General features: G+C 71.7%; 18 protein-coding genes. 1 reads left to right on the plus strand and 17 read right to left on the minus strand.

Annotated features, from left to right (window positions below; genetic code table 11):
* Positions 1-140: 140 nt before the first annotated feature.
* From ACFYPA_RS30595 to fmt, 4 genes are all read right to left on the minus strand, one after another.
* A complete protein-coding gene (locus ACFYPA_RS30595; RefSeq protein WP_359087049.1) occupies positions 141-1,157 on the minus strand; it encodes a sugar-binding domain-containing protein in 1,017 nt (338 codons plus the stop codon).
* Positions 1,158-1,321: 164 nt separating this feature from the next.
* Positions 1,322-2,005, minus strand: coding sequence for a ribulose-phosphate 3-epimerase (gene rpe / locus ACFYPA_RS30600; protein ID WP_359087031.1), 684 nt, complete (start codon positions 2,003-2,005; stop codon positions 1,322-1,324).
* A 122-nt stretch (positions 2,006-2,127) separates the two neighbouring features.
* The gene (locus ACFYPA_RS30605) at positions 2,128-3,561 is read right to left on the minus strand and encodes a transcription antitermination factor NusB (RefSeq protein ID WP_359087030.1); all 1,434 of its coding nucleotides are present in this window, start codon (positions 3,559-3,561) and stop codon (positions 2,128-2,130) included.
* Between the two features lie 90 nt (positions 3,562-3,651).
* Positions 3,652-4,584 carry a methionyl-tRNA formyltransferase gene (gene fmt, locus ACFYPA_RS30610; RefSeq protein ID WP_359087029.1) on the minus strand — a complete coding sequence of 311 codons (933 nt, stop codon included), beginning with the start codon at positions 4,582-4,584 and terminating at the stop codon, positions 3,652-3,654.
* 241 nt (positions 4,585-4,825) lie between these two features.
* Between fmt and ACFYPA_RS30615 the strand changes: the two genes are divergently transcribed.
* Positions 4,826-5,380 carry a hypothetical protein gene (locus tag ACFYPA_RS30615; RefSeq protein ID WP_359087027.1) on the plus strand — a complete coding sequence of 185 codons (555 nt, stop codon included), beginning with the start codon at positions 4,826-4,828 and terminating at the stop codon, positions 5,378-5,380.
* Positions 5,381-5,884: 504 nt separating this feature from the next.
* Here ACFYPA_RS30615 and ACFYPA_RS30620 read toward each other — a convergent pair.
* The 13 genes from ACFYPA_RS30620 to ACFYPA_RS30680 form a co-directional block, all read right to left on the minus strand.
* Positions 5,885-8,041, minus strand: coding sequence for a primosomal protein N' (locus ACFYPA_RS30620; protein ID WP_359319511.1), 2,157 nt, complete (start codon positions 8,039-8,041; stop codon positions 5,885-5,887).
* Positions 8,042-8,207: 166 nt separating this feature from the next.
* Positions 8,208-9,416, minus strand: a complete 1,209-nt coding sequence (gene metK, locus ACFYPA_RS30625; protein ID WP_359086559.1) for a methionine adenosyltransferase — start codon at positions 9,414-9,416, stop codon at positions 8,208-8,210.
* Positions 9,417-9,655: 239 nt separating this feature from the next.
* Positions 9,656-10,858, minus strand: a complete 1,203-nt coding sequence (gene coaBC / locus ACFYPA_RS30630) for a bifunctional phosphopantothenoylcysteine decarboxylase/phosphopantothenate--cysteine ligase CoaBC (RefSeq protein WP_359086560.1) — start codon at positions 10,856-10,858, stop codon at positions 9,656-9,658.
* A gap of 145 nt (positions 10,859-11,003) precedes the next feature.
* Positions 11,004-11,276: a DNA-directed RNA polymerase subunit omega gene (gene rpoZ / locus ACFYPA_RS30635; RefSeq protein ID WP_003970369.1), complete on the minus strand. Its 273-nt coding sequence runs from the start codon at positions 11,274-11,276 to the stop codon at positions 11,004-11,006.
* 92 nt (positions 11,277-11,368) lie between these two features.
* The gene (gmk, locus tag ACFYPA_RS30640) at positions 11,369-11,986 is read right to left on the minus strand and encodes a guanylate kinase (RefSeq protein WP_359355146.1); all 618 of its coding nucleotides are present in this window, start codon (positions 11,984-11,986) and stop codon (positions 11,369-11,371) included.
* Positions 11,987-12,024: 38 nt separating this feature from the next.
* On the minus strand, positions 12,025-12,348 hold the full coding sequence (locus tag ACFYPA_RS30645; RefSeq protein ID WP_018524251.1) for an integration host factor: 324 nt from the start codon (positions 12,346-12,348) through the stop codon (positions 12,025-12,027).
* Between the two features lie 245 nt (positions 12,349-12,593).
* Positions 12,594-13,433: an orotidine-5'-phosphate decarboxylase gene (gene pyrF, locus ACFYPA_RS30650; RefSeq protein ID WP_359086562.1), complete on the minus strand. Its 840-nt coding sequence runs from the start codon at positions 13,431-13,433 to the stop codon at positions 12,594-12,596.
* Positions 13,430-14,539 (minus strand): quinone-dependent dihydroorotate dehydrogenase, encoded by a 1,110-nt coding sequence (locus tag ACFYPA_RS30655; protein WP_389135569.1) that lies wholly within the window; start codon positions 14,537-14,539, stop codon positions 13,430-13,432. Before ACFYPA_RS30655 ends, pyrF begins: the two co-directional genes overlap by 4 nt.
* A gap of 96 nt (positions 14,540-14,635) precedes the next feature.
* Positions 14,636-17,944: a carbamoyl-phosphate synthase large subunit gene (gene carB, locus ACFYPA_RS30660; RefSeq protein WP_389135572.1), complete on the minus strand. Its 3,309-nt coding sequence runs from the start codon at positions 17,942-17,944 to the stop codon at positions 14,636-14,638.
* Entirely contained in the window at positions 17,937-19,079 is a 1,143-nt protein-coding gene (carA, locus tag ACFYPA_RS30665) for a glutamine-hydrolyzing carbamoyl-phosphate synthase small subunit (protein WP_389135574.1), read from the minus strand. The genes carB and carA overlap by 8 nt, the downstream gene beginning before the upstream one ends.
* Positions 19,076-19,678, minus strand: coding sequence for a hypothetical protein (locus ACFYPA_RS30670; RefSeq protein ID WP_389135577.1), 603 nt, complete (start codon positions 19,676-19,678; stop codon positions 19,076-19,078). Before ACFYPA_RS30670 ends, carA begins: the two co-directional genes overlap by 4 nt.
* Complete coding sequence (locus ACFYPA_RS30675; RefSeq protein ID WP_359086572.1) at positions 19,675-20,961, minus strand: dihydroorotase; 1,287 nt, start codon at positions 20,959-20,961, stop codon at positions 19,675-19,677. The genes ACFYPA_RS30670 and ACFYPA_RS30675 overlap by 4 nt, the downstream gene beginning before the upstream one ends.
* A 2-nt stretch (positions 20,962-20,963) precedes the next feature.
* Complete coding sequence (locus tag ACFYPA_RS30680) at positions 20,964-21,953, minus strand: aspartate carbamoyltransferase catalytic subunit (RefSeq protein WP_359086573.1); 990 nt, start codon at positions 21,951-21,953, stop codon at positions 20,964-20,966.
* Between the last annotated feature and the right edge of the window lie 9 nt (positions 21,954-21,962).

Genomic DNA, 21,962 nt, shown 5'->3' on the forward strand with positions numbered 1-21,962 from the left:
CGCCCCGGGGCCCCTCCACCGGGCCCCCCCCCCCCCGGCGGGGCCGGGGGGGGGGGGGGGCGGGGCCCGGGCCCGGGCCGGGGGGGGGGGGGGGGGGGGGGGGGGGGGGGGGCCCCCCCCCCCCCCCCCTCCCGTCCGGCTCAGTCCCCGTCCGGGTCGGCCCGCTCCAGTGCCGGCCGGCGCGGGGCCGCCGAGTCCGTCAGCAGGAAGTCGGCCGCCGCGGTGTCTGTCACCAGGCTGGTCACGAGGCCGGACCGCAGCACCGCTCCGATCGCCGCCGCCTTGCGCTGACCGCCGGCGATCGCCACCACCTCGGGGATCCGGCGCAGCCGGTCCGCCTCGACCGTGATGCAGCGCTCGCCGAGGTCGCGGCCGACCCGCCGTCCGTCCGAGTCGAAGAGATGGGCCGACATCTCGGCGGCCACGCCCAGTGAGGCGTAGTGCTCGCGCTCCGCGTCGGAGAGCATGTCGTGCACGGTGGAGATCCCGGGCTCCCACGAACCGATGGAGACGGCCGCGACCGTCACCTTGTCGAAGTACTCGAAGGCGCGCGCGATGCCCGTCTGGTGACGCAGCGCGGCGGCCGTCGCCGGATCGGGGAGCAGCATCGGCGCGTAGATCGGGTGGGCCTCGCCGCCGGACACCTGTGCGGCACGCCGCACGGCCTCGACCGAACCGCGTTCGGCCGTTCCCGCGTCGTACACCCCGGTGAGCTGCACGACCGTGCAGGGAGGAAGCCGGTCGAGGGCCGCCGCCATGTGGATGGTGGACCGTCCCCAGGCGAGCCCGAGCACATCGCCCTCGTTCACCAGTTCGCCGAGCAGGTCGGCCGCGACCTCGCCCAGGTTCTCCGGGTCGGCGGCGTCGTCCTGCTCCTCCGCCGGGGATTCGACCACGACCGCGTGGCGCAGCCCGTAGCGGGCGCGGAGCGCGTCGGAGCGCTCGGCGTCCAGCTCCGCGGGGACCCTGATCTCGATCCGTACGAGGTCACGTTCCAGAGCCGTCTCCAGGACCCGGGCCACCTTGAAGCGGCTGACGCCGAACTCCTCGGCGATCTGGATCTTGGATTTGCCCTCGAGGTAGAAGCGGCGGGCCATGGCCGCCGCCTGCACCAGCTCCGCGGGCCCCATCCGCAGGGCGGACCGGCCCGCCGACATTGCAGACACCGCGTTCTCCTCACTGCTGTTCACGCTCTCGATACGCCGTTCATCCTGTCAGATACGGCGATCCTTGATCGGTCCCGTCGGACCGCGTTCATCTGCTCTTGGCCCGGCCGACCTGCGATCAGGGGCCGGAGCGGGTGCCCGCGCCGTCATCGGCGTCAGTGGCCGCACGCCCACTGCGCCGAGGCGATGGCCCCCTCGGCCTTGGCGCGCAGGGCCCGGACCGCATCAGCCGGGTCCTTGGCGCCGTACACGGCGGAACCCGCGACGAAGACGTCCGCGCCCGCCTCCGCGCACCGTTCGATCGTGGACTCGGAGACGCCGCCGTCGACCTGGAGCCACAGTTCGAGGCCGTGCTTGGAGATCAGTTCACGGGTGCGGCGGATCTTCGGCAGCATGATGTCGAGGAAGGCCTGGCCCCCGAAGCCGGGCTCCACCGTCATGATCAGCAGCATGTCGAGCTCGGGGAGCAGATCCTCGTACGGCTCGATGGGCGTCGCCGGCCTGAGCGCCATGGACGCGCGGGCGCCCTTGGCCCGGATCTCCCGCGCGAGCCTGACGGGGGCGGCCGCGGCCTCCGCGTGGAAGGTGACGGACCCCGCTCCCGCCTCGACGTACTGCGGGGCCCAGCGGTCCGCGTCCTCGATCATCAGATGGCAGTCCAGCGGCGTGCTGGTGGCCCTGCTGAGCGCTTCCACGATCGGGACGCCGAGCGTCAGATTGGGCACGAAGTGATTGTCCATGACATCCACATGGAGCCAGTCGGCGCCTTCGACTGCCTGCGCCTCCTCGGCGAGACGTGCGAAGTCGGCGGACAGAATGCTGGGGTTGATCTGGGCCATGGGGCCAAGCCTGCCATGTTCTGCGGCAGTTCCCCGCTTCGGTGCGCTCCAAAGCCTCACGGGATCATTACAGTTCGCGCATTCCAGGCCTTTTCGCTCCTGCCGAGGGGCATCCGGGGTGATCAGCCGGTACGCCGGAGCAGGGCCAGGTACATCGCGTCCGTCCCGTGCAGATGCGGCCAGAGCTGGACGTCGGGTCCGTCGCCCAGCGCGGGCACCCCGGGCATCAGCGGGCGGGCGTCCACCCACTCGGCCTCGACGGGCGCGCCGCCGCGGCCCTTGAGTACGTCCTCGACGACCACCCGGGTCTCCGCGAGGTGCGGCGAGCACGTCGCGTATCCGACGATGCCGCCGATCCGCACCGCCTTCAGCGCCTCGCGGAGCAGTCCTCGCTGGAGGGGCGCGAAGCTCTCCAGGTCCTCCTTGCGGCGGCGCCAGCGCGCCTCCGGCCGGCGGCGCAGCGCTCCGAGGCCCGTGCACGGGACGTCCATCAGGATCCGGTCGAAGGTGTCGGGCAGCCACGGCGGGCGGGTGCCGTCGGCGGTGATCACCTGGTACGGGCCCGGGTTGCCGGCCAGTGAGCGCTCGACGAGGCGGGCCCGATGGGGCTGCTTCTCGGCGGCCAGCAGCGCGGCGCCCCGGCCGGCGGCGAGGGCCGCCAGCAGTGCGGCCTTGCCGCCGGGACCGGCGCAGCCGTCGAGCCAGCGGGTGTCGCTGCCCTCCAGCGGGGCGTTGGCGAGGGCGGCGGCGACGAGCTGACTGCCCTCGTCCTGGACGCCGGCCCGGCCCTCCTGCACGGCGGTCAGGGCGCCGGGCTCGCCGCCCTCGGCCATCCGCACGGCGTAGGGGGACCAGCGGCCCGGCAGGCCGCTCTCCTCGCCGAGGGCGTCGAGGAGCTCCTCGGTGGTGGAGCGTCCGGGGCGGGCGACCAGGGTGACCTCGGGCCGCTCGTTGTCGGCCTCGAGCAGGTCCTCGATGCCCGCGCGGCCGCCACCCAGCGAGTCCCAGAGCGCCGAGACGACCCAACGCGGATGCGAGTGCACGATCGCGAGGTGGTCCTCGGCGTCGTCCTCGTAGGAGGGGGCGACCCGCTCCACCCAGCCGTCGAGGTCGTCCGCGGACACCTTGCGCAGGACGGCGTTGACGAACTTGGCGCGCCCCTCGCCGAGCACCACCCGGGCCAGCTCCACGCTCGCGGAGACCGCCGCGTGCGTCGGGATGCGGGTGCCGAGCAGCTGGTGGACGCCCATGTTCAGGACGTCCAGGACGGGCGGGTCGACCTCGCGCAGCGGCCGGTCGATGCAGGCGGCGACGATCGCGTCATACGTGCCCTGGCGGCGCAGCGTCCCGTAGACCAGCTCGGTCGCCAGCGCCGCGTCCCGGTTGTCGAAGTCGCCCTTGGCCCTGGCCTTCTTCAGCAGCGGGGGGAGGACGAGGTTGGCGTACGCGTCGCGTTCGTCGACGGCCCTGAGGGCCTCGAAGGCGAGGAAGCGCACCGGGTCCTTCTGCGGGCGGCGGTGCGGCTTGGCGGGACGGCGACGCGGCTGGTCGTTCACGTGAAAGGTGCTCCGCTGATGGTGAGGGGGCTAACCGTCCCAGCCTACGTCCCCGGCCCGGCCCGCCGGTCCGCCGGTCCGCGCGGACCGTCAGCCGCCCACGAGCTCGCCGGGGACGATGCGCACCCCGCGCGCCCAGTCAGCCGCACGCATGGGCTTCTTGCCCTGCGGCTGGACCCAGAGCAGCTCGATCGCGTGCGATCCGGTGCCGACGTACACGTTGTTCTTGCCCGCGGACAGTTCGCCGGGCGCCAGATCCGTCCGGTCCACGACGGGAACGGCCTGGATCAGCTTGAGGCGCTCGCCGCGGAAGACGGTCCACGCGCCGGGGGCCGGGGTGCAGCCCCGGACCACCCGGTCGACGCGCAGGGCGGGGGCCGACCACCGCACCTGGGCGTCCTCGACGGTGATCTTCGGTGCCAGGGTGATCCCCTCGGTGGGCTGCGGCACGGCGTGCAGGGTGCCGTCCTCGATGCCGTCCATCGTCGCGGCGAGCAGCCCGGCACCGGCGAAGGCCAGCCGGGTCAGCAGATCACCGCTGGTGTCGGTGGGCCGCACCTCCTCGGTGAGGACGCCGTAGACCGGTCCCGAGTCGAGTCCCTCCTCGATGAGGAAAGTGGAGGCTCCCGTCACCTCGTCGCCCGCCATGACGGAGTGCTGGACGGGTGCGGCGCCGCGCCAGGCGGGCAGCAGCGAGAAGTGGAGATTGACCCAGCCGCGGGCGGGCACGTCGAGTGCGGTCCTGGGCAGCAGCGCCCCGTAGGCGACGACGGGGCAGCAGTCCGGCGCGATCTCCCGGAGCCGGGCGAGGAAGTCCTCGTCCCGCGGCCTGGCCGGCTTGAGCACCTCGATGCCGGCTTCCTCGGCCCGCTGGGCGACGGGACTGGCCACCAGCCGCCGGCCACGCCCCGCCGGTGCGTCGGGCCTGGTCACCACGGCGGCCACGTCATGGCGGCCGGAGGCGATCAGGGCGTCCAGTGCGGGTACGGCTACCTCGGGGGTGCCTGCGAAGACGAGCTTCATGGGTGGCTGACTGCCTCTCAGGCCGAAACGTTACGGTGACGAGCAACGCACAAGTCTATGGGCCCGGACGGCGGCACGGCGCTGGGGGGCGTACGCACGGTTACGCGCCCCTCGCAGATGCATATGCGCCCCCGGAGCGTGACCAGATCCCCCGGTGAGGCGTTGGTCAAGAGAGATTGACCGAAGCGAGCCGCCCTGGTGCGGCCCGATCCCTTTCAACGCCGGTTCGAGAGGCTTCTTCATGGCCGACCACGCAACCCACGACGCCCAAGCGCGGGCCAGCCTGCATCTTCTGGTGCGGGACATCGAGCGGGTTCGGCGGCAGGTGGACGCACTGCGCACACTCACCGCCCAGCTGGGCAATGTCTACCGTCCGCGCCGCTCCGGCCCCTCCGCGGGCTTCGTCGTCTACGGCAGGGCCCCGGCCCCCACCGTCAGGCTGGCCCAGGAACTGCGGGACAGCGTCGAGACCCTGGTCACGGCGGCGGTGGACTTCGACCGTTCGCTGGGCTTCTCCTGGGACGCGGTGGGTTCCGCGCTCGGAGTGACCAAACAGGCGGTCCACCGCCGTTACGGCGCACGGCGCGTCGCTCCCCAGCCGGTGACGGCCGAGGGCGCGGGCGAGGTTGTGGCGCAGCGTCCGCTGCCGGTGGTGCCCGGGTCCCCCACTCCCGCGCTGCCCACCGTCCCGGCCGCGCGCTCGATGCCGCCGCAGCCGTCGCAGCAGTCGACGGAGCGCCCGCCGCTGCGCGAGGACCTGCGCCCGGGCGCCTTCCCGGGTCCCCGCAACGGCTGACCCTTCCGGGTTGGCGGGTGCGGTAGCCGGTCCCCGGGGTGCGGGGTTCCGTCCTCAAGCGCCGGACGGGCTGGTTTTGTGCGGGTGCTCCGCGGGGTGCGGGGGCGCTTCTGCCCGGCGGGTGGGGGTGGGGCCCCTCCGGGCAGACTCCTCAAAAATGGCGTGTGCGCCCGACGACGAGCAGGTACCCGGGTCGTACGCCATTTTCTGCGGGGACTGCCCTGCACGCCCCCACCCGGTCGCTCCTGCGTCTGCACGCCGGTGGGACGATTGGTGCAGACTCACGGCGGGCGGGTTCGGGGGCGTGCAGGGGAGTCCCCGCAGGACGACGAACAGATACCCGGGTCGGCTACGTACCGGCGGAACGTTCGTCGTCTGAGGAGACGCCCCGGAGGGACCCCGGACCCCCACCCACCGGACAGAAGCGACCCCTCGGGGGACCCACACCAAGCCCGTCCGGCGATTGAGGACGGAACCCCGGCCCCGGACCGGGGCAACCACCCGTCACCCGATGTCCGGCGGGTCCACCCGAATCCGTACCGCGCCCGAGGCGCCACCCCCGCCGCCGCGGGACATCCGCGCCGCCTGTGCCCCCTTCAGCGCGGCCGCCAGCGCCGCCCCGCTGCCCGGCGGCACCCGGATCAGGGCCCGCTCCCAGGTCTGCCCGGCGGGCGCGTCGGAGGCCCGGCGGGGCCGTCCGGGCTCGCCGCCCGGGACCGGCACGGGGCCGAGCACCTGGGCGTCCGGCGGCAGCTCCGCGGCGGCGAGGAACGCGGCGAGCGCCTCGGCCGTCCCCGTCACGGACGCCATCCGGGACACCGGCGGAAAGCCCAGCTCCGCCCGGTCCGCGAGTTCGCGCCGGGCGTGGCCGACCGGATCCCAGCGCACCAGGGCCTGCACGGGCCGCAGCGTGGGCTCGGCGACGATCACCACCGTGCCGCCCTCCGGCTGCCCCCGTACCAGCGCGGCGGCCGACGTCCAGCGGCGCAGCGCCTCCTCACCGGCTCGCAGGTCGGGGCGGCCGACCATCGCCCAGCCGTCCAGCAGCAGCGCCGCCGCGTACCCGCCCTCGGCGACCGGCTCGGCGCCCGGGGTGCTGACCACCAGCGCGGGCTGGTCGGGCACCGAGTCCAGGATGTGGTCGCGGCCCGAGGTGCGTACCGGCACGGCGGGAAAGGCGCGGCCCAGCTCCTCCGCGGTCCGCCGCGCGCCGACGATCTGCGCCCGTAGCCGACGGCCGCCGCAGGCGACGCAGTGCCAGGAGGTCTCGGCCCGCCCGCACCAGGCGCAGTTCAGGTCCTGCTGGTCGGGCGCCTCCAGCGGCCCGGCACAGTGCCGGCACCGCGCGGGCTCCCGGCAGCGCTCGCAGGCCAGCCGGGGGGCGTAGCCGCGGCGCGGCACCTGGACCAGCACCGGTCCGGTGCGCAGTCCGTCGCGCACGGTCTGCCAGGCGAGGCTGGGCAGCCGGGCCTGCCGGGCGGCGCCGTCCCGCGCCAGCTCGCCGTCTCCGACGGTACGGACCAGGGGCGCGGCGATCCGCAGCTGCTCCCGGTCGGCACGCAGCGGCAGCGCCCAGCCGCTCTCGACGAGTTGCGCGGCCTCCACGGTGCAGCTCGTGCCGCCGAGCAGAAAGGCGCACCGGCCGTGCGCGGACCGCAGCTCCAGGACCTCGCGGACGTGGGGGAAGGGGGCGTTGTCATCGCTGTGGCTGGAGTCCCCGTCGTCCCAGATCGCGACCAGGCCGAGATCGGCGACGGGCGCGAACATCGCGGCCCGGGTCCCGACGACCGCCCGGACGGATCCGCGGCTCACGGCGAGCCACTCCCGGTAGCGCTTCTCGGGCCCCGAACCGGCCGTCAGCGTCGCGTGGCGGCCCTCGCCGAGCAGTCCGGTCAGGGCCGCGTCGACGCGTCCGGCCGTCCGCCCGTCGGGGACGACGACCAGCGCGCCGCGCCCCGAGGCGAGGGTCGCGGCGACGGCGGCGGCGATCTCCTGGGGCCAGTGCGGTCCCGGCAGAGCGGTCCACACGGCCCTGGGCGCTCCCCCGTCGGCCAGCGCGGACAGGAAGGCGGGGCCCTGCGCGTACCGCTGCCAGGTGCCGGGCTCCGGGGGTGGGGGCGGCGGCAGCGGCGCGGGCGACGGCTTGGCCTCGGCCCGGGCGTTCCTCGGTGGCACCGCCAGTTGGAGGACGTCCGCGAGACTGCCCGCGTACCGGTCGGCGACGGCCCGTGCGAGGGAGAGCAGCTCCGGGCCCAGGACGCGTTCGGGTGAGACGACGGAGGCCAGCGCGGCCAGCGCCCCGCTGTAGTCGGACTCGGCCAGCCGCTCGATCAGGAATCCGTCGATGAGCCCGCCGCCCTCGCGGCGCCCGCCCCGGACGTTGCGTCCCCCGGCGCCGAAGCGCACCCGCACGCGCACACCGGGCTGCGCCTCGGCGTCGAGCTCCTCGGGCACGGCGTAGTCGAAGTACTGGTCGAGGTGGAGGGCCCCCTTGTTGACGAGCACACGGGCGACGGGGAGCTCCTTGGCGAGCGCCGCCCCTCGCCAGGTCCGCGGTTTGGCGCGCGGCACGTCGGCCCGGCGCACGGTCTCCCGGATCAGCGCAAGCTGCTCCGGTGCCCCGGCACCGGGCTCCTCGGACCGCTCGTCGTCGCTGCTCACAGCCAAATTCCTACCAGACAGCACTGACAGCCGGGGCCGCCGGTCATCCGCGGCCACCCCGGGAAGAGACGGACGCGCCGGAGCCCGGACACCGTGACGGCATCCGGGCTCCGGCGTACGCGCGACGGCCCTTCAGGAGCGGCCGGCGCTACTTTCGAAACACGCCCTACAGGCCCGCGGCCTTGCGCAGCGCGTCCACGCGGTCGGTGCGCTCCCACGTGAAGTCGGGGAGTTCACGGCCGAAGTGGCCGTACGCGGCGGTCTGGGCGTAGATCGGACGCAGCAGGTCGAGGTCGCGGATGATCGCGGCCGGGCGGAGGTCGAAGACCTCGCCGATGGCGTGCTCGATCTTCTCGGTCTCGATCGCCGCGGTGCCGAAGGTCTCGACGAAGAGGCCGACCGGCTCCGCCTTGCCGATCGCGTACGCGACCTGCACCTCGCAACGGGCCGCGAGGCCGGCCGCGACGACGTTCTTGGCGACCCAGCGCATCGCGTACGCGGCCGAGCGGTCCACCTTCGACGGGTCCTTGCCCGAGAAGGCGCCGCCACCGTGACGGGCCATGCCGCCGTAGGTGTCGATGATGATCTTGCGGCCGGTCAGCCCGGCGTCGCCCATCGGGCCGCCGATCTCGAAACGACCGGTCGGGTTGACGAGCAGGCGGTAGCCGTCGGTGTCGAGCTTGATGCCGTCCTCGATCAGCTGGTTCAGGACGTGCTCGACGACGAACTCGCGGATGTCGGGAGCGAGCAGCGAGTCGAGGTCGATGTCGCTCGCGTGCTGCGAGGAGACGACGACCGTGTCGAGGCGGACGGCCTTGTCGCCGTCGTACTCGATGGTGACCTGCGTCTTGCCGTCGGGGCGCAGGTACGGGATGGTCCCGTTCTTGCGGACCTCGGACAGGCGGCGCGACAGCCGGTGCGCGACATGGATCGGCAGCGGCATCAGCTCGGGCGTCTCGTCGCAGGCGTAACCGAACATCAGGCCCTGGTCGCCGGCGCCCTGCTTGTCGAGTTCGTCCTCGTCGCCTTCGACACGCTTCTCGTACGCGGTGTCGACGCCCTGCGCGATGTCGGGCGACTGCGCGCCGATGGACACCGAGACGCCGCACGAGGCGCCGTCGAAGCCCTTCTTCGAGGAGTCGTAGCCGATCTCCAGGATCTTGTCGCGCACCAACTGTGCGATCGGGGCGTAGGCCTTGGTCGTGACCTCACCCGCAACATGCACCAGACCTGTGGTGATCAAGGTCTCGACGGCGACACGCGACGTCGGGTCCTCGCGCAGGAGTGCATCGAGAATGGTGTCGCTGATCTGGTCAGCGATCTTGTCGGGGTGACCCTCGGTGACGGACTCCGAGGTGAAGAGACGGCGGGACACATCGCTCCCTGGGGTTGCAGCGGCTGCTGGCTGATCATTTGGCGGACGGCCCGGGAGCTGCGCCCGGTACGAACCTGGGCCAGTTTATCGGTCGGCTCCGCTTACCGGACCACGTGTCTCGCCCTTTGGGAGATCTGTGACATGCGGCACCGCCACCCGGAGGCCCCGCAGGCCCGGCTGCGTGCCCGTCACGCCCGGTGCCGCAAGGGGTCGTGGCATCGGGCGACGACACGAGAAATTCACCCGAGACGCGCCGACACGAGATCCCAGACGGTGTCGGCGAGAGCTTCCTTGGGCCCGTGGGGCACCGGGGTCTCGCTTCCGTCGGCCGCGAGCACGACCGCCTCGTTCTCCTCCGAACCGAAGGTCTTGCGCTCCCCCACCTCGTTGACCACCAGGAGGTCGCAGCCCTTGCGGCGGAGCTTCTCCCTTCCGTTGGCCAGGACGTTGTCGGTCTCGGCGGCGAATCCGACGACGATCTGTCCGGGCGCGGCGCGGTCGGCCGCCACCTCGGCGAGGATGTCGGGATTGCGTACGAGGACGAGGGGCGCGGGCTCCTGGCCGTCCTTCTTCTTGATCTTCCCCGTCACGTACTCGGCCGGGCGGAAGTCGGCGACCGCCGCCGCCATCACCACGACGTCGGCGTCCGCCGCCGCCTTCAGTACGGCCTCGCGCAGCTGCACCGCGGTGCCCACGCGGACGATGTCGGCGCCGGACGGATCGGGGAGTCCGGTGTTGGCTTCGACGAGCGTGACCCGGGCGCCGCGGGCGACGGCGGTGCGGGCGAGCGCGTAGCCCTGCTTGCCGGAGGAGCGGTTGCCGAGGTAGCGGACGGGGTCGAGGGGCTCACGGGTGCCGCCCGCGCTGATCACCACGTGCCGGCCGGTGAGGTCGGGGGCGACGGGGCCGCGGGCCAGGACGCGGCGGCAGACCTCGAAGATCTCCGCCGGGTCGGGCAGCCTGCCCTTGCCGGTGTCGACGCCCGTGAGGCGCCCGACGGCGGGCTCGATGACGACGGCGCCCCGGCGGCGCAGGGTGGCGACGTTCTCCTGGGTGGCCGGGTGCTCCCACATCTCGGTGTGCATGGCGGGCGCGAAGACGACCGGACAGCGGGCGGTGAGCAGGGTGTTGGTGAGCAGGTCGTCGGCCAGGCCGTGGGCCGCCTTGGCGAGCATGTCGGCGGTGGCGGGGGCGACGACGACGAGATCGGCGTGCTGCCCGATCCTCACGTGCGGAACTTCGTGGACGTCGTCCCAGACCTCGGTGGAGACCGGGTGGCCGGAGAGCGCCGACCAGGTGGCGGCGCCCACGAAGTGGAGCGACGACTCGGTCGGGACGACCCGTACGTCATGTCCGGACTCGGTCAGCCGGCGCAGCAGCTCGCACGCCTTGTACGCCGCGATGCCCCCGCTGACTCCCAGGACGACCTTCGGCTTGTCCACTGCGTCTCCCCGCACTCGGATACGTACGCGCTCCGTACATCCCCCATGCTGCCTCACCGCGGTCGGCGCGTGTCCGTCACCCCGGGACACACCACAGGCCCGGCGGTCGTGACCGCCGGGCCTGTGGTGAAGGTGCGTTCTCCTGCTACTGCGCGGGGCCCTCGATGGCCTCGGAGGTGAGCAGGCCCGCGTTGATCTCGCGGAGCGCGATCGAGAGCGGCTTCTCGTGGACGTGGGTGTCGACGAGCGGTCCGACGTACTCGAGGAGTCCCTCACCGAGCTGCGAGTAGTACGCGTTGATCTGGCGCGCGCGCTTGGCGGCGTAGATCACGAGGCTGTACTTCGAGTCGGTTGCTTCGAGGAGCTCATCAATCGGCGGGTTGATGATGCCCTCGGGCGTGGTGATGGAAGAGGACACTCTCTGCCTTCCGAAGGGGGTGAAGATCAAAGAAATCTTTGACAGTCAGGGGCTTTGTGGCCGGTGCCCCCGTGTCGCTGCGTTCATGGTGCTCATTCGCCGCCGGCACGGTGGCCGGAAGCCTCCAGCATCAAGGCTAGCAGCTCACGAGCCACATCCTCGACGGAGGTGTTGACGAGCGTCGTATCGAACTCGGCTTCGGCGGCCAGTTCGACCTTCGCCGCACCGAGACGGCGCTCGATGACCTCGGGCGCCTCGGTGCCCCGGCCGGTGAGCCGGCGCACCAGTTCGTCCCAGCTCGGCGGCGCGAGGAAGACCAGCTGGGCGTCCGCCATGGACTGCCGGACCAGCCGGGCGCCCTGGAGATCGATCTCCAGCAGCACCGGCTCACCGGCCTCCAGCCGCTCCTGCACGGCACGGCGAGGCGTGCCGTAGCGGTTACCGGCGAACTCGGCCCACTCCAGCAGCTCGCCGTTGGCGATGAGCTTGTCGAACTCCTCGTTGTCCACGAAGAAGTAGTGGACTCCGTTGCGTTCGCCGGGGCGCGGCTTCCGGGTCGTCGCCGACACCGAGAGCCACACCTCGGGATGGACTTTGCGCATATGCGCGACGACCGTGCTCTTGCCGACCCCCGAGGGGCCGGAGAGCACGGTCAGCCGCGGACGGGCTTCCGGGGGTACGGGGGACGTCCCCCGGGATGTTGCAACCATGGAGCGATTATCCCGGTTCTCAGGAGTGCCTGAGACCGTCAGGCGGCGCTGCCGCCGAACTCACGCTCCAGGGATGCGATCTGGTTGGAGCCGAGACCCCGGACCCGGCGGCTCTCGGAGATGCCGAGCCGCTCCATGATCTGCTTGGCGCGGACCTTGCCCACGCCGGGCAGGGACTCCAGCAGGGCGGAGACCTTCATCTTGCCGATGACGTCGTTCTCCTGGCCCGACTTGATGACCTCGTGGAGGGAGGCGCCGGAGTGCTTGAGTCGATTCTTGACCTCGGCCCGCTCCCGGCGAGCCGCGGCGGCCTTTTCGAGCGCGGCTGCGCGCTGTTCAGGGGTAAGGGGCGGAAGAGCCACGCCTACGTCACCTCGGATGTCGATCTGTCGGATACGGACCGGTGAGGCGACTGGATCGCCCCTCACCTGGTGAGCCGCGAACAACCTGTGCTCGTTGGCTCTCGACGGAGACTAGCGGCCAGGACCGCTGGAGTCAGCGAGAACAGACGAAAAGTCCTGGTCAGCCTGAGCCGACCAGGACATTCCTGGCATAAGTACCGAGATTTTTGGTCAGGATTCCGTCAACAGCCTGTTACGTGACAGTGTCAGCCGTCCGAGACGGCCGCGCGGACCTCGTCCGCGAACCGTTCGGCGGCTTCGCGCAGCCCTGACGCGTCCGGACCGTGGCGCAGCACGCCCCGGCTCACGCTGGGCACCACGTTGCCGACCGCGTCACCGAAGACACCCGGCAGATCCGCGGGCGTGGCGCCCTGGGCGCCGATGCCGGGCGCGAGCAGCGGGCCGTTGATCGCGAGGTCCGCCCGGGCGTCCCCGAGCGTCGCGCCGACCACCGCGCCGACCGACCCGAGCGGGGTGACGCCCCTGTTCTCGGCGGCCATGTGGTCGAGCATCACCTGGGCCAGCGGGCGGCCGTCGGCCGCGGTGGCGCGCTGCACCTCGGCGCCCTCCGGGTTGGAGGTGAGGGCCAGCACGAAGACGCCCGAGCCGGAGACGGCGGCCGCGTCGAGCGCGGGCCGCAGCGAGCCGAAGCCGAGGTACGGCGAGACGGTCACCGCGTCGGAGTACAGCGGCGAGTCCTTGTCCAGGTAGGTCGCGGCGTAGGCGCCCATGGTGGAGCCGATGTCGCCGCGCTTGGCGTCCATGAGGACCAGCGCGCCGGCTGCCCTGGCCTCCTCGACGGCCTTCTCCAGGACGGCGACGCCGCGCGAGCCGAACCGCTCGAAGAACGCGGACTGCGGCTTGAGCACGGCGACCCGGTCGGCCAGCGCCTCGACGACCGTACGGGTGAAGCGCTCCAGGCCCGCGACGTCGTCGCCGAGCCCCCAGGAGCTCAGCAGGGACGCGTGCGGGTCGATGCCGACGCAGAGCGGTCCACGGGTGTCCATGGCGTGGCGCAGTCGTGTGCCGAAGGGTTCCTGCGTCATTTCGCGGCCTTCCTGGTTTCCGCGCCGACCGCGTCGGCGAGGGTGGCATACGGGGAGGCGGCCAGGCGCGCGGCCAGGCCCTTGTGGATCGCGCGGGCGTAGAACGGGCCCTCGTAGATGAAGGCGCTGTAGCCCTGGACGAGCGTGGCGCCGGCGAGGATGCGCTGCCAGGCGTCCTCGGCGTTCTCGACGCCGCCGACGCCGACCAGGGTGATCCGGGTCCCGACGCGCGCGTACAGGCGCCCCAGGACCTCCAGGGAGCGTTCCTTGAGGGGCGCGCCGGACAGTCCGCCGGTCTCCTTGACCAGGGAGGCCGGGGACTTCAGTCCGAGGCCCTCGCGGGCGATGGTGGTGTTGGTGGCGATGATGCCGTCCAGACCCAGTTCGACGGCGAGGTCGGCGACGGCGTCGACGTCCTCGTCCGCGAGGTCGGGGGCGATCTTGACGAGCAGCGGAACCCGGCGGGCGGTGACGGTCCGGTCGGCCGCCTCGCGCACCGCGGTCAGCAGCGGGCGCAGCGACTCGGTGGCCTGGAGGTTGCGCAGTCCGGGGGTGTTGGGCGAGGAGACGTTGACGACGAGGTAGTCGGCGTGCGCGGCGAGGCGCTCGGTGGACTTCACGTAGTCGGCGGCGGCGTCGGCTTCCGGGACAACCTTCGTCTTGCCGATGTTGACGCCGACGGTGGTCCGGATGACCGGGTTGCGGGCGGCCAGGCGCTCGGCGACGGCGGCGGAGCCCTCGTTGTTGAAGCCCATGCGGTTGATCAGCGCGCGGTCCGCGACGAGGCGGAAGAGCCGCTTCCTGGGGTTTCCGGGCTGCGGTTCGCCGGTGACGGTGCCGATCTCGACGTGGTCGAAGCCGAGCATCGCCATGCCGTCGATCGCGATCGCGTTCTTGTCGAAGCCGGCGGCGAGGCCGAAGGGGCCGTGCATCCGCAGGCCGAAGGCCTCGGTGCGCAGCGCCTTGTGGCGGGGCGCCAGCGCGGCGGCGACGAAGGTGCGCAGGACGGGGGTGCGGGCGGCCAGGCGGATCCAGCGGAAGGCCAGGTGGTGGGCCTGCTCGGGGTCCATCCGTTTGAAGACGAGCTGGAAGAAGAACTTGTACATCGGGGGCGTCCTCGGTGTTCTCGCGGAGCGTCGGTGTCGCGCATCGGTGTTCTCGCGAAGAGGGGGACACCGTTTCCGGTGTCCCCCTCTGGGCTGCTATTCGCGCGCTGCGGTCAGATGCTCCGCGTGTTCCTGGAGGGAACGTACGCCGACGTCACCGTGGTTGAGTGCGTCGATGCCCTGGACGGCCGCGGCGAGCGCCTGGACCGTGGTGAGGCACGGCACGGACCGGGCGACGGCCGCGGTGCGGATCTCGTAGCCGTCGAGCCGGCCACCGGTTCCGTACGGCGTGTTGACGATGAGGTCGACCTCGCCGTCGTGGATCAGCTGGACGATCGTCTTCTCGCCGTTCGGGCCCTCGCCCTCGGACAGCTTGCGCACCACCGTGGCGTTGATCCCGTTGCGCTTGAGCACCTCGGCCGTGCCGGAGGTCGCCATGAGCTCGAAGCCGTGGGCGACCAGCTCGCGGGCCGGGAAGATCATCGTGCGCTTGTCGCGGTTGGCGACGGAGATGAAGGCGCGGCCCTTGGTGGGCAGCGGGCCGTAGGCGCCTGCCTGCGACTTGGCGTACGCCGTGCCGAAGACGGAGTCGATGCCCATCACCTCACCGGTGGAGCGCATCTCCGGGCCGAGGACCGTGTCGACGCCGCGGCCCTGGATGTCGCGGAAGCGCGACCACGGCATGACGGCCTCCTTGACGGAGATCGGCGCGTCCAGCGGGAGGGTGCCGCCGTCGCCGTTCTTCGGCAGCAGGCCCTCCGCGCGCAGCTCCGCGACGGTCGCGCCCAGCGAGATGCGGGCGGCGGCCTTCGCGAGCGGCACCGCGGTCGCCTTCGAGGTGAAGGGGACGGTGCGCGAGGCGCGCGGGTTCGCTTCGAGGACGTAGAGGATGTCGCCGGAGAGCGCGAACTGGATGTTGATCAGTCCGCGGACGCCGACGCCCTTGGCGATGGCTTCGGTGGAGGCGCGCAGCCGCTTGATGTCGTAGCCGCCGAGCGTGATCGGGGGCAGGGCGCAGGCGGAGTCGCCGGAGTGGATGCCGGCCTCCTCGATGTGCTCCATGACGCCGCCGAGGTAGAGCTCGGTGCCGTCGTAGAGGGCGTCGACGTCGATCTCGATGGCGTCGTCGAGGAAGCGGTCGACCAGGACCGGGCGGGTGGGGCTGATCTCGGTGGACTCGGCGATGTACGAGGAGAGCCGGGTCTCGTCGTACACGATCTCCATGCCGCGGCCGCCGAGCACGTACGACGGGCGTACGAGGACGGGGTAGCCGATCTCGTCGGCGATGGCCTTGGCCTCGGCGAAGGTGGTGGCGGTGCCGTGCTTCGGGGCGGGCAGACCGGCCTCGGCCAGGACGCGGCCGAAGGCGCCGCGGTCCTCGGCGGCGTGGATCGCCTCCGGGGATGTGCCGACGACCGGCACGCCGTTGTCCTTCAGTGCCTGCGCGAGGCCGAGCGGGGTCTGGCCACCGAGCTGGACGATGACACCGGCGATCGGGCCGGCGAGGGACTCCGCGTGCACGATCTCCAGCACGTCCTCGAGCGTCAGCGGCTCGAAGTACAGGCGGTCGGAGGTGTCGTAGTCGGTGGAGACCGTCTCCGGGTTGCAGTTGACCATCACGGTCTCGTAGCCCGCGTCGCTCAGCGCGAAGGAGGCGTGGACGCAGGAGTAGTCGAACTCGATGCCCTGGCCGATGCGGTTGGGGCCGGAGCCGAGGATGATCACCGCGGGCTTGGTGCGGGACGCGACCTCGTTCTCCTCGTCGTAGGAGGAGTAGAAGTACGGCGTCTTCGCGGCGAACTCGGCGGCGCAGGTGTCGACCGTCTTGTAGACCGGGCGGATGCCGAGCGCGTGGCGCACCTCGCGGACGACGTCCTCGCGCAGGCCGCGGATCTCGGCGATCTGGACGTCCGAGAAGCCGTGCCGCTTGGCCTCGGCCAGCAGTTCGGGGACGAGCTTGTCGGCGGCGGCCAGCTCGTCGGCGATCTCCTTGATCAGGAAGAGCTGGTCGACGAACCAGGGGTCGATCTTCGTCGCGTCGAAGACCTCTTCCTGGGTGGCGCCGGCCCGGATCGCCTGCATGACGGTGTTGATCCGTCCGTCGGTCGGGCGGACCGCCTCGGCCAGCAGTTCGGCCTTGTCGCCGGGCTCGCCGGTGAAGGCGAACTGCGAGCCCTTCTTCTCCAGGGAGCGCAGCGCCTTCTGCAGGGCCTCGGCGAAGTTCCGGCCGATCGCCATGGCCTCGCCCACCGACTTCATGGTGGTGGTGAGGGTGGAGTCGGCGGAGGGGAACTTCTCGAAGGCGAAGCGCGGGGCCTTGACCACGACGTAGTCGAGGGTCGGCTCGAAGGAGGCCGGCGTCTTCTCGGTGATGTCGTTGGGGATCTCGTCGAGCGTGTAGCCGACGGCCAGCTTGGCGGCGATCTTGGCGATCGGGAAGCCGGTGGCCTTGGAGGCGAGCGCCGAGGAGCGGGAGACGCGGGGGTTCATCTCGATCACGATGACCCGGCCGTCGGCCGGGTCGATGGCGAACTGGATGTTGCATCCGCCGGTGTCGACGCCGACCTCGCGGATGATCGCGATGCCGATGTCACGCAGCCGCTGGTACTCGCGGTCGGTGAGCGTCATCGACGGGGCGACGGTGATGGAGTCACCCGTGTGGACGCCCATCGGGTCGAAGTTCTCGATGGAGCAGACGACCACGACGTTGTCGTTCTTGTCGCGCATCAGCTCCAGCTCGTACTCCTTCCAGCCGAGGATGGACTCCTCCAGGAGCACCTCGGTGGTCGGGGAGAGCGTGAGGCCCTGTCCGGCGATGCGGCGCAGCTCCTCCTCGTCGTGGGCGAAGCCGGAGCCGGCGCCGCCCATGGTGAAGGAGGGGCGGACGACGACGGGGTAGCCGCCGAGGGTGTCGACGCCCTTCATGATGTCGTCCATGGAGTGGCAGATGACCGAGCGTGCGGACTCGCCGTAGCCGATCTTCGCCTTGACGGCCTCGACGACGCCCTTGAAGAGCTCGCGGTCCTCGCCCTTGTTGATGGCCTCGACGTTGGCGCCGATGAGCTCGACGCCGTACTTCTCCAGGACACCGTTCTCGTGCATGGAGATCGCGGTGTTGAGCGCGGTCTGGCCGCCCAGGGTCGGGAGCAACGCGTCGGGGCGCTCCTTGGCGATGATCTTCTCGACGAACTCGGGGGTGATCGGTTCGACGTACGTGGCGTCGGCGATCTCCGGGTCGGTCATGATCGTGGCCGGGTTGGAGTTCACCAGGATGACGCGCAGGCCCTCGGCCTTGAGTACGCGGCAGGCCTGGGTGCCGGAGTAGTCGAACTCGGCGGCCTGACCGATGACGATCGGACCGGAGCCGATGACCAGGACGGACTGGATATCGGAGCGCTTAGGCACGCTGGCCCTCCATCAGGGAAACGAAGCGGTCGAAGAGGTACGCGGCGTCGTGCGGGCCGGCGGCTGCTTCGGGGTGGTACTGGACGCTGAAGGCCGGCCGGTCGAGGAGCTGGAGGCCCTCGACGACCTGGTCGTTCAGGCAGACGTGGGAGACCTCGGCGCGCCCGTAGGCGGTGTCGGAGACCTTGTCCAGCGGGGCGTCGACGGCGAAGCCGTGGTTGTGCGCGGTGACCTCGACCTTGCCGGTCGAGCGGTCCTGCACGGGCTGGTTGATGCCGCGGTGGCCGTACTTCAGCTTGTACGTGCCGAAGCCGAGCGCGCGGCCCAGGATCTGGTTGCCGAAGCAGATGCCGAAGAGCGGGGTCTGCCGCTCCAGGACGCCCCGCATGACGGAGACCGGGTGGTCGGCGGTGGACGGGTCGCCGGGGCCGTTGGAGAAGAAGACGCCGTCGGGCCGCACGGCGTACACCTCGTCCAGGGTGGCGGTGGCGGGCAGGACGTGCACCTCGATGCCGCGCTCGGCCAGCCGGTGCGGGGTCATGCCCTTGATGCCGAGGTCGATCGCGGCGACGGTGAACTTCTTGGTGCCGATCGCGGGGACGACGTAGGTCTCCTTGGTGGCGACCTCGGCGGAGAGGTCGGCGCCCTTCATCTCGGGGGCCTCGAGTACCCGGGCGAGCAGCGTGCGCTCGTCGGCGAGGGCGTCGCCGGAGAAGATGCCGACGCGCATCGCGCCGCGCTCGCGCAGGTGGCGGGTGAGGGCGCGGGTGTCGATGCCGCTGATGCCGACGACGCCCTGGCTCGCGAGCTCCTCGTCCAGGGAGCGGCGGGAGCGCCAGTTGGAGGGCACCCGTGCGGGGTCGCGTACGACGTAGCCGGCGACCCAGATCCGCTTGGACTCGGGGTCCTCGTCGTTCACACCGGTGTTTCCGACGTGCGGGGAGGTCATCACGACGACCTGGCGGTGGTACGAGGGGTCGGTCAGCGTTTCCTGGTAGCCGGTCATACCGGTGGAGAAGACCGCTTCGCCGAAGGTCTCCCCCACAGCCCCGTAGGCGCGGCCGCGGAAGGCGCGGCCGTCCTCCAGGACGAGTACGGCGGGAGCTTTGGCCGCTCCCCGGGTGGAGATCGTCATCGTGCGGTGCCTTCCGTAGTGCTGGTGAGATGAGTACTGGTGAGGCCGTTGACGGCTTCGACCCAGGCGGCGTGCTCGGCCGAGTGGTCGGAGCGGAAGCCGGAGTCGATCAGCTGGTCGCCGAGGGCCCAGGTGATGACGAGCAGGCCGCCCTCCGGCAGGACCTTGCCCGCGAGTGCCTTGTCGGTCCGGGCTTCGCGCAGGTCGGCGGCGAGGACGAAGAAGTCCGTCGCGCCCGGCCGTACGACGTCGAGGCCCTGCTCGGTGAGGGTGAGCTCGACGCGGCTGCGGGTGCCGAGGCCGTGGGCGACGATGCGGTCGAGCCACTGTCCGGCCGTCGTCGAGGCGTGGTAGCGCCCGGTCAGTGTGAGCAGCTTCCCGGCGTCCGAGAAGCCCTCCGGGGTGGTCGCGAGGTCGGAGAGACCGGACTGGAGGCTGCCTCGCCACTTCCATCCCTGGCGCATCAGCCAGTAGACGAAGGCGATGAGGACGATCAGTCCGATCACCCAGCTGATGCGGGCGGACCAGTCGGTGACCTCCGCCGACTTCTGCTCGGCGGCCAGTCGGTACAGCTGGTGGTTGAGGCTGAGTGTTGTCACGCGAGCTTCCCGTCGACGACCGTGGCACGGCCCCGCAGGAAGGTGTGGGTCACTCGGCCCGGCAGCTCGCGTCCCTCGTAGGGGGTGTTGCGGCTGCGGGAGGCGAATCCCGCGGGGTCCACGACTCCACGGTATGCCGGATCGACCAGAGTGAGGTTGGCGGGCTCGCCCTCCGAGACGGGCCGGCCGTGTCCGTCGAGGCGGCCGATGGCCGCGGGACGGAACGACATGCGGTCGGCGACGCCGGCCCAGTCGATGAGTCCGGTGTCCACCATCGTCTGCTGGACCACGGAGAGCGCGGTCTCCAGGCCCACCATGCCCATGGCGGCCGCGGCCCACTCGCAGTCCTTGTCCTCGTGCGGGTGCGGGGCGTGGTCCGTGGCGACGCAGTCGATCGTGCCGTCGGCGAGGGCCTCGCGCAGGGCCATGACGTCGGCCTCGGTGCGCAGCGGCGGGTTCACCTTGTAGACCGGGTTGTAGGACCGTACGAGCTCGTCGGTGAGGAGCAGGTGGTGCGGGGTGACCTCGGCGGTGACGTTCCAGCCCTTGGACTTGGCCCAGCGGACGATCTCTACGGAGCCGGCGGTCGACAGGTGGCAGATGTGCACCCGGGAGTCGACGTGTGCGGCGAGCAGCACGTCGCGGGCGATGATCGACTCCTCGGCTACGGCGGGCCAGCCTCCGAGGCCGAGCTCGGCCGAGACGATGCCCTCGTTCATCTGGGCGCCCTCGGTGAGGCGGGGCTCCTGGGCGTGCTGGGCGACGACTCCGTCGAACGCCTTCACGTACTCCAGGGCGCGGCGCATGATCACCGCGTCGTCGACGCACTTGCCGTCGTCGGAGAAGACCTTCACTCCGGCGGCCGAATCGTGCATCGCGCCGAGTTCGGCGAGCTGCTTGCCCTCCAGGCCGACGGTGACGGCGCCGATGGGCTGCACGTCGCAGTAGCCGGACTCCTTGCCGAGCCGCCAGACCTGCTCGACGACTCCGGCGGTGTCGGCGACCGGGAAGGTGTTGGCCATGGCGTGGACCGCGGTGAAGCCGCCGACCGCGGCGGCCTTGGTGCCGGTCAGGACGGTCTCGGAGTCCTCCCGGCCGGGCTCGCGGAGGTGGGTGTGGAGGTCGACCAGGCCGGGCAGCAGGATCTGGCCCGCCGCCTCGATCACGGTGGCGTCGGAGGCGTCGAGGCCGGTGCCGACCGCCGCGATGGTCTCGCCGTCGATGAGGACGTCCGTGGGCTCGCCGCCGAGGACCTTCGCGCCGCGAATAAGGATCTTGCTCATGGTTACTTGTTCTCCTCGGTACGGGCGGCGGGGGCGGCAGGTGCGGCGGGCTCGGAACCGCCGAGCAGCAGGTAGAGCACGGCCATGCGGATCGAGACGCCGTTGGCGACCTGCTCGACGACCGTGCACCGGTCGGAGTCGGCGACCTCGGCGGTGATCTCCATGCCGCGGACCATCGGGCCGGGGTGCATGACGATGGCGTGCTCGGGCATCCTCGCCATCCGCTCGCCGTCCAGGCCGTAGCGGCGGGAGTACTCGCGCTCGGTCGGGAAGTACGCGGCGTTCATCCGCTCACGCTGCACACGAAGCATCATCACAGCGTCCGACTCGGGCAGCACCTCGTCGAGGCTGTAGCTGACGTCGCAGGGCCACTGCTCGACCCCGACGGGGACCAGGGTGGGCGGGGCCACCAGGGTGACGTGGGCGCCGAGGGTGGTGAGCAGGTGGACGTTGGAGCGGGCGACGCGGCTGTGCAGGATGTCGCCGACGATCGTGATCCGGCGGCCGTCGAGGTCCTTGCCGAGTCCGGTGTCGGCCCCGACCAGCCTGCGGCGCATGGTGAAGGCGTCCAGGAGGGCCTGGGTGGGGTGCTCGTGCGTGCCGTCGCCGGCGTTGACGACCGCGCCGTCGATCCAGCCGGAGGTGGCCAGGCGGTACGGGGCTCCTGAGGCGCCGTGCCGGATGACCACGGCGTCGGCGCCCATCGCCTCCAGGGTGAGGGCGGTGTCCTTGAGGGACTCGCCCTTGGAGACCGAGGAGCCCTTGGCGGAGAAGTTGATGACGTCGGCGGACAGCCGCTTGGCGGCGGCCTCGAAGGAGATGCGCGTACGCGTCGAGTCCTCGAAGAAGAGGTTGACGACGGTACGGCCGCGCAGGGTCGGAAGCTTCTTGATCGGCCGGTCCGCGACCCTGGCCATCTCCTCGGCGGTGTCGAGGATCAGGACGGCGTCGTCGCGGGTGAGGTCGGCGGCCGAGATGAGGTGGCGCTTCATCTGGGTGTT

Origin of the sequence: Streptomyces sp. NPDC005775 (genome assembly GCF_042871565.1) — a bacterium.
Lineage (GTDB): Bacteria > Actinomycetota > Actinomycetes > Streptomycetales > Streptomycetaceae > Streptomyces.